Annotated in this window: 12 protein-coding genes; 5 read left to right on the top strand and 7 right to left on the bottom strand. The window is 41.2% G+C overall.

Translation table 11 applies throughout. From position 1 onward, the window contains the following. Positions 1–66: 66 nt before the first annotated feature. Positions 67–213: a hypothetical protein gene (locus tag ACM0OZ_RS17930; RefSeq protein ID WP_414584182.1), complete on the top strand. Its 147-nt coding sequence runs from the start codon at positions 67–69 to the stop codon at positions 211–213. Between the two features lie 56 nt (positions 214–269). Here ACM0OZ_RS17930 and ACM0OZ_RS17925 read toward each other — a convergent pair whose 3' ends face one another. The 4 genes from ACM0OZ_RS17925 to ACM0OZ_RS17910 all read right to left on the bottom strand — a co-directional run bounded on the left by ACM0OZ_RS17925 (position 270) and on the right by ACM0OZ_RS17910 (position 4,370). Further along, positions 270–1,076 carry an inositol monophosphatase family protein gene (locus ACM0OZ_RS17925; protein ID WP_414584180.1) on the bottom strand — a complete coding sequence of 269 codons (807 nt, stop codon included), beginning with the start codon at positions 1,074–1,076 and terminating at the stop codon, positions 270–272. Between the two features lie 66 nt (positions 1,077–1,142). Beyond that, complete coding sequence (locus ACM0OZ_RS17920; RefSeq protein ID WP_414584179.1) at positions 1,143–2,576, bottom strand: BCD family MFS transporter; 1,434 nt, start codon at positions 2,574–2,576, stop codon at positions 1,143–1,145. Positions 2,577–3,439: 863 nt separating this feature from the next. Then, positions 3,440–3,775: an SH3 domain-containing protein gene (locus tag ACM0OZ_RS17915; RefSeq protein WP_414584178.1), complete on the bottom strand. Its 336-nt coding sequence runs from the start codon at positions 3,773–3,775 to the stop codon at positions 3,440–3,442. A 187-nt stretch (positions 3,776–3,962) separates the two neighbouring features. After that, the gene (locus ACM0OZ_RS17910; RefSeq protein WP_414584177.1) at positions 3,963–4,370 is read right to left on the bottom strand and encodes a nuclear transport factor 2 family protein; all 408 of its coding nucleotides are present in this window, start codon (positions 4,368–4,370) and stop codon (positions 3,963–3,965) included. A gap of 739 nt (positions 4,371–5,109) precedes the next feature. Here ACM0OZ_RS17910 and ACM0OZ_RS17905 point away from each other — a divergent pair. Beyond that, the gene (locus tag ACM0OZ_RS17905) at positions 5,110–6,069 is read left to right on the top strand and encodes an aldo/keto reductase (protein WP_414584176.1); all 960 of its coding nucleotides are present in this window, start codon (positions 5,110–5,112) and stop codon (positions 6,067–6,069) included. Positions 6,070–6,257: 188 nt separating this feature from the next. Here ACM0OZ_RS17905 and ACM0OZ_RS17900 read toward each other — a convergent pair whose 3' ends face one another. After that, complete coding sequence (locus ACM0OZ_RS17900; RefSeq protein ID WP_414584175.1) at positions 6,258–7,019, bottom strand: circadian clock KaiB family protein; 762 nt, start codon at positions 7,017–7,019, stop codon at positions 6,258–6,260. Between the two features lie 278 nt (positions 7,020–7,297). Between ACM0OZ_RS17900 and ACM0OZ_RS17895 the strand changes: the two genes are divergently transcribed. The 3 genes from ACM0OZ_RS17895 (at position 7,298) to ACM0OZ_RS17885 (ending at position 12,355) form a co-directional block, all read left to right on the top strand. Continuing rightward, the gene (locus ACM0OZ_RS17895) at positions 7,298–7,426 is read left to right on the top strand and encodes a hypothetical protein (protein WP_414584174.1); all 129 of its coding nucleotides are present in this window, start codon (positions 7,298–7,300) and stop codon (positions 7,424–7,426) included. Positions 7,427–7,548: 122 nt separating this feature from the next. Next, positions 7,549–11,979, top strand: a complete 4,431-nt coding sequence (locus ACM0OZ_RS17890; protein ID WP_414584173.1) for an NB-ARC domain-containing protein — start codon at positions 7,549–7,551, stop codon at positions 11,977–11,979. Positions 11,980–12,187: 208 nt separating this feature from the next. Next, positions 12,188–12,355, top strand: a complete 168-nt coding sequence (locus ACM0OZ_RS17885) for a hypothetical protein (protein ID WP_414584172.1) — start codon at positions 12,188–12,190, stop codon at positions 12,353–12,355. A gap of 333 nt (positions 12,356–12,688) precedes the next feature. Here ACM0OZ_RS17885 and ACM0OZ_RS17880 read toward each other — a convergent pair whose 3' ends face one another. Continuing rightward, positions 12,689–12,814, bottom strand: coding sequence for a hypothetical protein (locus ACM0OZ_RS17880; protein WP_414584171.1), 126 nt, complete (start codon positions 12,812–12,814; stop codon positions 12,689–12,691). A gap of 535 nt (positions 12,815–13,349) precedes the next feature. After that, a complete protein-coding gene (locus ACM0OZ_RS17875; RefSeq protein WP_414584170.1) occupies positions 13,350–13,730 on the bottom strand; it encodes a hypothetical protein in 381 nt (126 codons plus the stop codon). Positions 13,731–13,749: the final 19 nt, after the last annotated feature.

Here is a 13,749-nt window from a genome sequence, read left to right as displayed (position 1 = left end):
AGCCTCAACGATGAAGTTGCAAGCTCGAAGTTTCGAGTTCCAAGCACGAAGTTCCGAGTTCCAAGCTTGAATGATGGTGTTACACAGGCGATGCTCCAAAGGAGCCGCCCTTTGGAGCATCGCTCACCTAAAACTATCAAACCATCAAAGGCGATCGCTCTATTAATGCTATTGATGTTACGCGATCGCCTTCTCAATATCTGTGCATCTTAATTTCTTGGCGTTCTAGCCTTCGGCACGCCGCTTTGCGTCTAAGGCGTCTTGGCGGTTCAAATCTTCACCTTCTCCACAAACGGAGTAAAAATCGGAATCAATTCTTTCCGACTGACAACTAAAGTCGGGAAAGAACGAGTCGTATAATCTTCCCCTGGTATTAAAGGAAAGGGTTCCGACTTTAACGATACCCAGCTTCCCCCAGCAGCTTGGACAATCACCCAAGCAGCCGCTATATCCCAAACTTTTGGTGTAGCTTCAATACCACCTAATGTTGCGCCAGCAGCTACTGTCAAGAAGTTGTAGCTAGCAACACCCAGCATCCGAATTTTGCAGGGAAAGTCTTTCTCTATCGCTGCGGTGCTGCGGGAACAGAGGTTGAAGAAGTGGTTCCCACTTGGATCGTCATTACTGGTATAAATAGGACGGCGATCAAGAAAAGCCCCAGTTGGTGCTTCTAACTCAGGTATACCTCCCCAGTAGCCGTGAAAAGCTTGATTCAATGGCGGCACGTAGACATAGCCAAAAACTGGTGTGCCTTGATACAGCAAACCAAGGGAAATCGACCAAATGGGAATCCCACGAGTAAAGTTAGTTGTACCGTCCAAGGGGTCAATGACCCAGCACCATTCGGTACCAGGAAAAACCTTGTCGCCTTCTTCACTCAAGATACCGTAACCAGCAAAAGTAGATGCTATGGCGTCCCGTATTTCCTGATCCGCCCATTTATCTGCTTGCGTTACCAAACTGCCATCAGCTTTTTGTAACGCTTGCACTTGCCCAAAATCTTGCATTAACTGGTTTCCCACTCTTACGGTAGTGGTTTGGGCAAAATCCAGAATTGTTGTCCAAAATTCAGTCATATTTTTATTTTCGCGCTAAGGACGCCAAGACGCAAAAAGTTTTTGGTGTCTTGGCGCGAAACAAAATTAATCAAGTTCGCTTTGCAAAATAGAGGCGATCGCCTGTTTGGCGTTTGTCTGAAATTCTCTCACATTCAGACGGTTTAGAAACCAAAGAGCAAGCAGCATTAATGCGGCTTCTAAGGCAAACACGAGTCCATAGGCTAGCACTAAGTTGGGCAGCACCTTACGTCCTACATCCAAAATGGCACCACCTGCAGCTACAGCCGTTCCTCTCGCCAGAGATTGCGCTAGTCCCCAAGCACCAATGAACGTTCCTGAGGTTTCAGGCGCTGTCAAATCCAGCATCAAGGTGACTGCGGCAGTCGTTAGAATACCAGTTGCTAAACCGAACAATACCAAAGCGAGCTTGAGTAACGCTGGATTCGCAGAAAATCCTGATATCCCAAGTAATCCTGCACACAGTGCCACTAACATACAACCAAGGCGTATAGTTCTTTGCTTACCTAAACGCGGCACAATCAAAAAGCCCCCGACACCATAGGCAATCAGTATACCTGTGCCGTAGAAAACATTCAGCTTAGTACTTTCTGCTAGAGGCATCCGAAAGACCTGACCCGCATAAGGTTCTAAAATCGGGTCTTGCATAAATAAGCCCAGTGTCATCACCACTAAAAAGGTGAAAAATAGACCTGTTTGCGGACTAGCTGTTAGTATTCGCCAAGCTGCGCCAAGGGTAATGCTGTCTTCTCGGTTGATGACTGTGGAACGAGTGGTGTACTGAGAATACTTTTTTTCAACGCCAAAGGTCGCTATAATCCCCAACGCAAAGACAATTGCCGGAACAACGATAAACAGCTTGTTAACTGATGCCTGTAATGTCGCTGTTGTTGCCTCGGGTGTTAATTGCTTGAGCAAACTGGAACTGATAATTGCCCCGACAATAATCCCCACCATCAGCATCGACCAAACAACACCGACAACTTTGGAACGGTTGTCTTCTTCAGAGATATCCACCAACAAAGCGGCAAAGGCAGTACTGCTTGCACAAATTGCCAGACCGTATAAAGCGAAAACTAAAGCCAGAAGAGCAATCCAGCTGATTGTTTGAGTTGTCCATGTCCAGCCACCAGCACTGCTGACGACACTGTTCAGTTGCCATAACACCTGCACAGCTAAAAATGAGGCGACAGCAAATATTGCCGCTCCCACCCAGACATAAGCTGTGCGGTGATAGCCCCATATCGGCTTGGCATCAGACATTTGCCCAAACCAAATCCGAGAAGGAGAAACAAATAATTGTATTGCTAGCACTGCTCCTACCAGCGTCGCCGGAATGGCTATTTCCTGAATCATGACTCTGTTGAGCACCCCCAGAGTCAGGATAGACATCATGCTTAGCCCCATCTGAAATAAGCCAAGCCGAAACATGGTCAACACATTAACCTTTGGCATCGCCAGGGAATTTCCCTGGGAATCAATCAAATCGCCGCTTGCCATAGCTACTTTCTTACAGGGAATATATAATTTTATTTTTCATCGGTTTTATAACCAAGATAAATCAGGACTTACGCAACTGTCATAAGCGATTGCCCAAGGCTTCGCCGTGAGGCACTGGCAAAGCTTGGGTATTTTAGTGGTTTTTTTGTAGCAGCGTTTCCTAGACAAACGTAAAGACGACTGCTATTATTTATCCTTTCATAAGAAAACCCCAGATTCCTGGGGCTTATTGAACGTTTTCTCTTGTCATATAACCACCCTAGTGACCGTTAGGGAATAGGGAATCTCGCCAAGAAAATGAGTAAAAATTAACCCCAGTTCACCTGGGGTTAATTTTTAGATATCACCCTCAACGCTTGCAAACATTGGATGTAGTGGCATATGTGGGCAAACATATTCGGTGTATCAATATTCTTTTAGTGACTTTAAATAAATTCTTAACATAAAGAATGACAAGTACTAGCATCTTGTGGATGAAGAAAGGTAGACGAAACCCTGATGATCTGTTAATGAAGGGGGTAGATACTCCTTGGTTTTGCGGGTGCTTTGTTATAGAAAACCGCGTTTGCTATCGCAGCAGGTGCGATGGCAAAGGTTTTCCCCTCCATAAAAGTAAAATATAGCCTGTTAGTAAACGGTTGGTAAATATAGAGTTAAGTTTCAGTAGCTGAGCATTCCGGAAAGGTCACTGCACAGAAAGCGATGCGAGGGTGATGGGAGGCGTGTGAGTAGCGATCGCCCAAAAAATAAACCCCTTCCTTATGGAAGAGGTGCAACCAACGGTGTTGTATAGCTTGCAGCCAGACAATAGTTATTAATTGCAGGCAAAGTTGACTTATGCAGTTGGGGCGGTAACTGCGTGTTTAGTCGCCAACCTTTTCCAGATACTGAGAATGAATCCAACCAGGACTAGAAGCAAGCTTTACCCACTCGCGAGAAGATTTGCTAACCCTGACGTTGACATCGTGTTGATAAGGGATGGCACCGATTTTTTCGTAATTAGAACCAGGACCAGAGCGGATGGCAACTCCAATTGGAGCAGTTACCAACACTGTGCAAACAGGTTTAATTCCTTGTCGCAGTTGACATAGCTGTTCTGCTGGGGTTTGATTTTGAGTAGCACCGGCTGGTACGGTTCCGCCAGTTACAATTAGTGTTAAAAAAGCTAAGGCAGCCACTTGTTTGTTGAATTTAAACATAATCTTACTTTTTAAATTTTCAGCTTGTAAGCGTCGTTTCTAATCTTTTATAAGTGTTGGTAAAATCAACTTATGCAACTGCGTGTTGAGAGAGTTTATTAGTTGCTACAAGCGCTGAAGACACAGGGGTAAGGAGAACTACTTTTCACTAGAATTCTTGCCCCAAATCACGCAATGCATTCTTGTCTTAGAACGGTTCAAAACAATCATATGTTCTTTGGCGAACTATTTTCCCATCTTCAAATTCAATGAACTGAGCAAAATAGGCTTTAATCTGTCCTCCAGATGGGGTTTTTCCAATTGTAAGTGCAATTTTTGCCGTCCATATTGTTTCTAAAATTACTGTATCGCCTACAACATAATATTTTTGAATATCATAAATCTGGCTGATTAGCACTTTTTTACCTCTTAATGAGGCTTCCTTTAAATCGTTTAGATTTCTCTTTGCTCCATTAGGTATTAAGAGATTGGGATATTCTACTTGCTCTACTGATTCAGAATAATAAACAGCAAGTTCATCCGCTGTTTTACCTTCTTCTATGGCTTGAAGATAATTTTTTGTAATTGTTAAAATGTCTTGTTTTTCAGTTGCCATAGCTATTTTTGTGAGTTCGTGGTTGGTATTAGTTCAATAATTACTTGAGCCTTTTGACGCTATGCTTAGGGGCTTTTGATGATAAGGACTACAAGGTGATTTGCCAACATTCCGAAAAGCTCACCGCCTTTCGCCCGCCTATTCGTCTTTCAGTACCCCCTACTTAATATCTGGATACCCAAAATTTGTACCAATCAATGTGTACCCAGCTAGCGGTATGATGCTTCCATCTCTATTGAGGGAAGATTATGCCAATCATCTCTCTAAGCTCGTTTAACTGGGCTTTAGACTAAAGCTGGCGACTGCTGGACGGTCACGGCACACAAAAAGCTTGATAAAAAAATAGAGAGACATAAACAACAAGATACCCGACTTCTTAAAGAAGTCGGGTATCTGAGGATGGGTGATTTATGCGCTTAGCGCAGGCACTTTCACACAAATCAAATAGGATTGCTATATGGCATTATTGCTCATAAGGATTTGAAAATTAAAACAGTGAACAGTACCAGCCGCAGTGACGCTTTCTCGGGCTGGTGGGGGATTTAAACCCGCCACCAACGCTTTCGGTCCAATTGGTGGGGGACTTAAACCCTGCGGATGAAACTGATAACTGATAACTGATAACTGGTAACTGTTAAAGGCTAGCGCATCATTTGTCTACATTCTGAGAGATATCTTGAGAAAGATTTTACAATACACTGAAAAGTAAAGAAGTGTAAAGAAATTTAATGTTGTAAACGTGGAAACCATTACAGAAACTATCACACTGGGGCAAAATGGTCCGGCTGTTACACCCCTTTGCATTGGGACTTGGGCATGGGGTGATAAGCTTTTTTGGAATTATGGCAATAACTACGGTGCAGATCAATTGCAAGCAGCTTTTACAGCAGCTTTGGAGGTTGGTGTCACCTTCTTTGATACGGCTGAAATTTACGGATTTGGGCTTTCTGAGGAATTTTTGGGGCAATTCTTGCAGAAAACCGACAAACAGGTGCAGATTGCAACCAAATACGGCCCAGTTCCCTGGCGATTTCTGGGTCAGTCTGTCGCCGATGCCCTCACAGATAGTCTCAAACGCCTACAATTAGAGCGAGTTGCTTTGTATCAAGTGCATTGGCCCTTTACGTTCTTTATGAGCCAAGAAACCTTGATGAATGCTCTTGCAGATGAGGTGAAGCGCGGCAGAATTGAAGCAGTAGGTGTTAGTAATTACTCGGCACAGCAAATGCGGGAAGCGCACCAAATACTAGCTGCGCGTGGAGTCCCTTTGGCTGTGAATCAAGTGCGTTACTCTTTGCTGACTCGCCACATTGAAAGTAATGGTATTCTCCAAACAGCCCGTGAATTAGGTGTAACAATCTTGGCATATAGTCCTTTGGCGCAGGGTTTACTGACTGGCAAATACACTGCTAATAGCGACAACACTCCTAAAGATGGCAGAAGGATAGATTCCCGTTTTAGTAAAGAAGGCTTGCAGAAACTTGAGCCTGTGATCTCTTTGCTACGCCAGTTAGGAGACAAGCACGATCGCACTCCAGCGCAAGTTGCCTTGAGGTGGTTAATTGATCAAGGAAACGTCATTCCTATTGCTGGGGCGAAAACAGCCGAACAGGTACAACAAAATGCAGGCGCTTTGGGTTGGAAATTGGGCGATGATGAGATTAAGCAGTTAGACGAAGTGAGCCGTCGTTATAAGTAAAAAGAACCAAGTAAAAAGTTAAAAAAATTATTTCTTTGTTTTAACTTTTTACTTTTCACTTACAGCGGTTTTCAGCTAAGGTGGGCATTGCTCATCAAAATGTCAAATGTGGATCACATAAGGTTTTATAGGCAATGCCCACCCTACGATTTCTGGTCTTTGTTTTAACTTTTAACTTTTCACTTGATTTACGAGTTGTCCTGACCTGCTAACATTTGTAAAATTTTTTCTACATTATCCAAATCCCCAGCAATTCTCCGTATAGGGTGAGGCCAAACTTTAACGAGGGTGGGAGTTGCAGAAACTTGATCCAATTCTGCTTGTTCTGGATTCGTTAATACGTCAATGACTTTCAGAGTATAAGGGTTGCCAAGATATTTTTCTAAAAGTTCGTGTAAATTCTTTAAAATGCGTTCAGTGGCAGCACTATGTCCTGCAACAAATAAGCGGAGAACATAGCCCTTTGTTTTTGATTGAGGTTGTTGTGCGGATGTGACTGGTTGATAGTACGAAGGAGTTGGCTCACTAAGATCGAGCTGCATAACCAAGTCGTGGTCTTCCCAAAGCTGGGGAAATGTCGAACGATATGTTGTTAATACCAGGCGATCGCACAACCCCTCCTGCCAAGGTGCAGATTGCCATGCTAGCTCCCCTGTACCAAAAATAGCGTTAAGGACTGCTTGATGTCGCATAACTGCCGGATAAGCTTCGGCAAAAGTCTGGATTTGTTGGGTGCGCGGATCTAACCAATGGTCTATGGTCGCTGTGTAACATGGTACTAAAAAGTGAGGCGGTTCTGGTAAGTCCAGGATTTCCTGCAATACAGCGCACAAATGTAAATGCCATCGACCTTGCTTACTGGGGTCGATGCAGTAAATTAAATCTCCTCCAGGTGTAAACAGCGCAATGCCTTTAAACAGTTGGGGTAGAGGTGGTTTGTCGAGTGTCAAGGGCGTGTTCGGAGAAAAATCATGAATTATATATTATGAATTATGAAATTTTTTATCATTCATAATTCATAATTTACAATTCTCAACACTTAAACTCTAGTGTGTCAATATGGTTGTCCAGGGTTTTGGAGAAGGACAATGTGCGTGCGAACTAGCCGTCCGACTCGTTACCGCAAGGTGTTATTGAACCTTTCAATATAGCTTGTCTTACCACTATCTTTGCTCACTGGTTGATGTTGTTTGTTGGGTAAAACCTGTTCGTAGGCTTGCCAAAAAATATGTGTAACAAATTGCACATTTGCGAGAGACAGGTGGTAGAGATTGCCATAACTGTTTTGGCGATCGCGATCATTTGCGATCGCACACTATCCCCACCGCATGGCGGATGGAAAATTCTACGATCATAGGTTAAAATTAAAATAAATATAAAATCATAAAATCTCTATCTCCCCGCTAGGCATACTTGCAGAGTAAACTACCTACCACTGAGAGCCGTACCGTTTCACTGGTAGTCACCTCGAGGTTTTAGATGATTCATTCAGTTGTCATCAATCTGGGATATGGTGATTTATACGAGGGATTTCCTGTTGTGACTGCTGGGTTGTGGACATTAAATAATCCTCGTCCGCAGCAGTTTATCGGTAGTTTACCACCAGCGCCGAATTTAGTAGAGTTGTATCGAAATTGGCAATCGATGTATCAGAGTTTGTGCGCTCGCCTAGCAAGTGGGTCGATTAGGAATTTGGCGAATGATGATGATGAACTAGAAATTGATGAAGGTAATATCACGAATGTCTCTGTAGTAGATTTTAATGATTTGTGTCAACAGTTACAGCTAAGTATTAATAATTGGCTGGAATCACCAGGGATTATCAGTATTAGCCGACAGGTTCGCGCTGCACTTCATCCCGCAGATGAAATACGGGTAATCATCGAAACTCAAGATATTATTATCCGAAAATTACCTTGGCATTGTTGCAGTTTTTTTCAAGATTATCCGCGTTCAGAACTTTCTTTTTCGAGAACTGAATATAAACGCACTCCTGGGTTGCAATTGTCGCAAATTAAGAGAAATCACGTGAGAATTTTGGCAATTTTAGGCAATTCTCAAGGTATTGATTTAGAAAGAGAACAGAGGTTTTTACAAAGTTTACCAGATGCAGAGATACAGTTAGTTGTCAAGCCTTCACGGAAAGAATTTAACGATAAACTTTGGGATTCTCAAGGTTGGGATATGCTCTTTTTTGCTGGGCATAGTCAAACTGAGGAGGAAACAGGAATAATTTATATTAATGAAAATCCGACCAATAATAGTTTGACGATTGAACAATTAGCAGAAGCGTTAAAAGCGGCGATTGAGAACGGTTTGCAACTAGCAATTTTTAATTCTTGCAATGGTTTAGGGTTGGCTCATGGCTTGGAAAAATTAAACCTGCCGACGACAATTGTTATGCGCGAACCAGTGCCAAATTGCGTTGCAGAAGAATTTTTTAATTATTTTTTACAAGCGTTTGCGTTTGAACAAAAATCCTTGTATACGTCAGTACAGCAAGCACGACGCAGACTACAAGGATTAGAAGATGATTTTCCCGGTGCGAGTTGGCTACCTATAATTTTTATTAATCCCGCTGAAGAACCACCAAGTTGGGTGAATCTCAAGGAAAAATTTGCATCTCAAGCTATATTTAATCACACTCAAGTAGAAAGTAAAAAAAAGCGCCAGGATTGGGGAGAGGCGATTGATGTTTCGATATTTTACGGGCGTAATGACGAAATTAACATATTAAAAAAATGGATTGTAACGGATAATTGCCGATTAATTACAATAATTGGCATGGGTGGAATTGGAAAAACAGCTTTATCTGTCAAGTTAGCACAACTGGTGGAAAATGAATTCGATTGTTTAATTTGGCGAAGCTTACGAAACGCGCCACCAGTACAAGAATTATTGAACGATTTAATCAGTTTTTTATCTCAAGAACATCAAATAGTTGTAGCAAATTCGTTAGATAAACAAATATATCAATTAATCGAATGTCTGCGTGCTTCTCGCTGTTTAGTTGTGTTGGATAATCTCGAATCGATTTTACACAGCGATAAACAAGCCGAAAATTACCTTGAAGGATATGCAGGATACAGACAACTTTTGCAATGTGTGGCAGATACTCGCCATCAAAGTTGTGTTTTAGTTACCAGTCGAGAAAAACCTAGAGGACTTGGCGCGAGGGAAGGCGATAATTTCCCAGTGCGATCGCTGACATTAAAAGGGTTAAATTATCGAGAAGGGGAATTAATTTTAGTACAAAAAGGTTTATCGCCGTCAGCAACTCAAATAAACAGCTTAGTTGAGTCTTATGCTGGTAATCCGCTGGCGCTAAAGATTGCAGCAACGACGATTGAAGAATTATTTGCTGGTAGTATTACTGATTTTTTACAAGCAGGTACAATTATCTTCGGCGATATTTTCGATTTACTCAGCCAGCAGTTTCACCGTCTTTCGATTTTAGAAAAGCAAGTCATGTATTGGTTGGCGATTCATCGAGAGTGGGTATCTTTAAAAGAGTTACAAAGCGATATCATTGACATTGTAAAAACGCGAGATTTACTGACAGCTTTAGAGTCTTTACAATCGCGCTGCTTAATTGAAAATAAAGCAGGTAAGTTTAGTCAGCAACCAGTGGTAATGGAGTATGTCATTGAAGAATTAATCGAACAAGTTACCGAAGAGATTTATACGGGAGAAATTCAAAACCTGAATAAATATGCTTTAATTCAAGCCCAAATGCAAGATTACCTCAGAAATGCTCAATTCCAATTTATTCTCAAACCCATTGCTGATAAATTATTAAATTTTTGGGTACAAAAGGAAACTATTCAAAAGCATTTAAATCAAATTTTATCGCAACTCAAATCCTCTACAACCCCAAAACCGGGATATGCTGCAGGTAATATAATTAATCTCTTGCGACAACTTGATATAGAACTAAATAACTATGACTTTTCTAATCTAAATATTTGGCAAGCTTACCTGCAAGGAATCAACTTACAACAAACAAACTTTGCTAATTCCGATTTAAGTAAATCAGTATTTACCCAAACTTTAGGTAGTATCTTAGCAGCCAAATTCAGCCCCACAGGTAAATTATTAGCAACAGCGATTGAGAATGAAATATATCTATGGGAACTTGACAACATCAGACAATTAGTTAAAATTGACGGTCATACAGCTTGGGTGCGATCGCTTGCATTCAGCCAGGATGGTAAAATCCTAGCGAGCGGTAGTCGCGATCGCACTATCAGGTTATGGAACGTCGAAAGCGGACAATGCTTGCAAATACTAACAGGTCATACATCAGATGTACAATCCGTTGCTTTTAGCCACGACGGTAACACTTTAGCTAGTGGTAGCAACGATAAAACTATCAGATTATGGAATATCTCAACCGGACAATGTTTGCAGGTTTTCCGAGGACATACAAATAATCTCACCTTTGTCACTTTCCATCCCCACAAGCAAATATTAATTACTGCAAGTGTCGATAAAACCGTTAGATTGTGGGATATCCCAACTGGGGAATGTTTACAAATCTTCAATATTCCGATTAATTGGGAACTTGCTGTTGCTTTAAGTCACGACGGACAAACATTAGTTACCGGAAGCGATGGTCATACGGTAAAATTCTGGGATATATCCAGTGGTAAATGCATCAAAACTCTACCAGATTACAACAGCTTTGTCTGGACTGTAACTTTTAGTCAGGACGATAAAACCATAGTTACTGGCAGCGAAGATAACACAATCAAAATTTGGGATATAGAGACAGGAGAATGTCTGCAAACCTTACAGGAAGATAACCAGCGGGTTTGGTTAGTTGATTTGCATCCAGACAATCAAACTTTACTGAGTATCAGCGAAGACCAAACTATCAAACTTTGGGATGTGCGATCGCAACGCTGCTTAAAAACATTAAAAGGGTATTGTAACTGGATATTATCTCTCGCTTTTAGTCCAGATGGTCAAACATTAGCCAGCAGTTCCCAAGACCAGAAAATTAGACTATGGGATATAAAAACGGGAAAATGCCACTCTATATTACAAGGACACAATAACTTAATATCTTCAGTCACCTTTGCTCCTCAACATATTAAAGATTGTCTACTAGCTAGCGGTAGTGATGACAACACCATAAAACTGTGGAATCATCAAAGCCAATGCTTGAAAACACTCCGGGGACACGAGGCTTGGGTACATTCGGTTGCTTTTAGTCCCCAGGGGAAAATTTTAGCTAGTGGTAGTCGTGACAGTACTGTAAAACTTTGGGATTGGCGGACTGGTGAATGTTTGTACACTTTAGTCGGACATCAAAATAGAGTCAAATCAGTTGCCTTTAATCCTTTCAGTAACATATTAGCAAGCGCTAGTGATGACACAACCATCAAAATATGGGATGTCAATAATCGAACTTGCTTGCAGACACTAGTAGGACATCAAGATAGGGTTGATTGCGTAGTTTTCAGTCCCAATGCAAACATAATTGCCAGTGCTAGTTGCGACAAAACCATCAAACTATGGGATGTGAATACCGGGGAGTGTCTCCACACATTACAAGCACATACCCACCGTATCCGCATGGTAGCATTTAGTTCAGATGGTCAGATTTTAGCTAGTTGTAGCGACGACCAAACAGTAAAACTATGGGATGCCAGTACAGGTAAACATACTAGAACATTGTCAGGACATGATAAAGCAGTATGGACGGTTGCAATTAGCCCCGATAATTGCATATTAGCCAGCGGTAGCGAAGACCAAACCATCAAACTTTGGCATCTACAAACAGGTGAATGCTGGCAAACCTTAAGATGCAGTAGACCATATGAAGGTATGAATATTAACAATACTACTGGTTTAACAACTGCTCAGAAAACTATCTTAAAATCCTTGGGGGCAGTTGGAGAATAAAACTTTAAAAGACTTTGAGCTTATAAGTATCCGTACAATCCTCAAGCAACTTTTGTTGCCATTACTATTACCATCATGGCTAATATCATATTCGGCTTCCCCATCTCCAAAGCCAAATTAACTCTTAGGAGGGATATGAATGTTGTTAAAAACCATCCAAAATGTGGCTTGGTGTACTGAAAAATATATATAATATTTTCCTTCCAGTATGAATACAGAAAATCAAAAACCAAAAAAATCTGACGCAGAAGACCAAACATCTGATGATTCTCGTTCTCCTGGAGTTACAGACAGAGACCCGAATACTTCAGAAAATACATCTAAAAATAATGAGGCGAAGGAGCCTGAAGAGGAAAGTAAAACAAAGAAAAATTAGGCTTAGTACATAATTGCATAAGTTCATAGTGAAAACTAGAACGATAACTCTGCTTACCTTTGCGTTTACCTCAGCGCTCCTTTGCGTTTAAAAACGTTACGAATTAATGAAATGCTGTACTTAGTCTGATGACTATAGAGTTTCTTGTTCGCCTTTTTGTAACTACTTGTTTACATTGTCACACAGATGGCGATCGCTCGATAATTAATACAGTGGCTACCGAAAAATTAGCTAAATAGCATCCTATTGTGATATAAATCTTCTTTAGTGCAATTGTTTACAAAAGATAACGCTTCTTTTGCTGAATCTCTGATGTGTGTTAGCCTAGTCAAATCATAAATTTTGCTCATAAATAACCATTGCTTCCGCTAAGACTTGCTCACGAAAATAACGGCTTAAATCTGCTGATGTTCTTAAATCTATCTGACAATTTATTATAGTTGACAACTCATCTTCCATAATTATTCAAGATTTCTCTCACTTCAAGTGAAAAGCTAGAAGTGCTACTGTGCAACGTTCAATTTTTTATCTTCAAAGCTGGAAAATTTCTTGGAGGCATTGCCGCTATTTTTTGTCAAACTTAAAGTCTTTTAAAGCAACATAGCCACCCGAACGCTTATGTTCATCACCAGTTAGAACGTATGAAGTAGGTACATTTTTAGAGTAGGCATCCAAAATCTCTCTATAGATAGAGAAGTTAAATACATTCCCGACTACAACAATTCCTAATTTTGATTGCCCAGGAACGTTTCCATATTCTCCACGTACCCACCTACCTCTAGGTACGTCACAAGAGTACTCTAAGTCTATGGCGAATTCAATGTAATAGACTCCTGGCTCTTTTGGTGCAGTTAAGTAAGTCGGCGCTAATATTTCAAGCTATGTTAAGAAATTTAAATGTACGGTGTGTTGTCGCGCAGCGCAACGCACCGTCAAGAATTCAAGGTGCGCAATTCCTACGGCATAACACACCCTACGGACAATTTATATTTCTTCATATACATTGAATTTTTCTCACCGACTTACTTATATTGAAACGCTTTCCCTTTTCGGATTTTTCCCCATCTGGAAGTTGACGAACATCTATGCAATCTTGTGTATTTTTGGGGATACCGAACACAATTTGGTGATTTACGCCTGAACCAAAGGCTCTTTGAGTGGAAGGATTATACGAGAATGTATAGTCTGTAGTTCCTTGAATCTCTTGCCCAGGAGAAGCAAATATGACATTTGGTTTGTTTGTCAAGTTAGACCATACTGTCCCTACAAATGTCGCTGCGGATGCAACAAATGTTGTGATGACTAGCGACACAGTGATCCCAATGCCCCAACGCGAACAGGTATCTCTGTGTTTTTGCCTAATGCTTTGTTGCACAAACTCAGTTTATAACTGG

Origin of the sequence: Scytonema sp. PCC 10023, from assembly GCF_963920835.1 — a bacterium.
Classification (GTDB): Bacteria; Cyanobacteriota; Cyanobacteriia; order Cyanobacteriales; family Nostocaceae; genus Kalymmatonema.
This window is presented reverse-complemented; position numbering and strand designations above follow the sequence as displayed.

Bases quoted from the DNA above. Each gene is read 5' to 3' on its own strand.
- ACM0OZ_RS17925 (WP_414584180.1), bottom strand. From the start codon at position 1,076: ATGACTGAATTTTGGACAACAATTCTGGATTTTGCCCAAACCACTACC.
- ACM0OZ_RS17920 (WP_414584179.1), bottom strand. From the start codon at position 2,576: ATGGCAAGCGGCGATTTGATTGATTCCCAGGGAAATTCCCTGGCGATG.
- ACM0OZ_RS17915 (WP_414584178.1), bottom strand. From the start codon at position 3,775: ATGTTTAAATTCAACAAACAAGTGGCTGCCTTAGCTTTTTTAACACTA.
- ACM0OZ_RS17910 (WP_414584177.1), bottom strand. From the start codon at position 4,370: ATGGCAACTGAAAAACAAGACATTTTAACAATTACAAAAAATTATCTT.
- ACM0OZ_RS17895 (WP_414584174.1), top strand. From the start codon at position 7,298: ATGTGTAACAAATTGCACATTTGCGAGAGACAGGTGGTAGAGATTGCC.
- ACM0OZ_RS17890 (WP_414584173.1), top strand. From the start codon at position 7,549: ATGATTCATTCAGTTGTCATCAATCTGGGATATGGTGATTTATACGAG.
- ACM0OZ_RS17885 (WP_414584172.1), top strand. From the start codon at position 12,188: ATGAATACAGAAAATCAAAAACCAAAAAAATCTGACGCAGAAGACCAA.
- ACM0OZ_RS17880 (WP_414584171.1), bottom strand. From the start codon at position 12,814: ATGGAAGATGAGTTGTCAACTATAATAAATTGTCAGATAGATTTAAGA.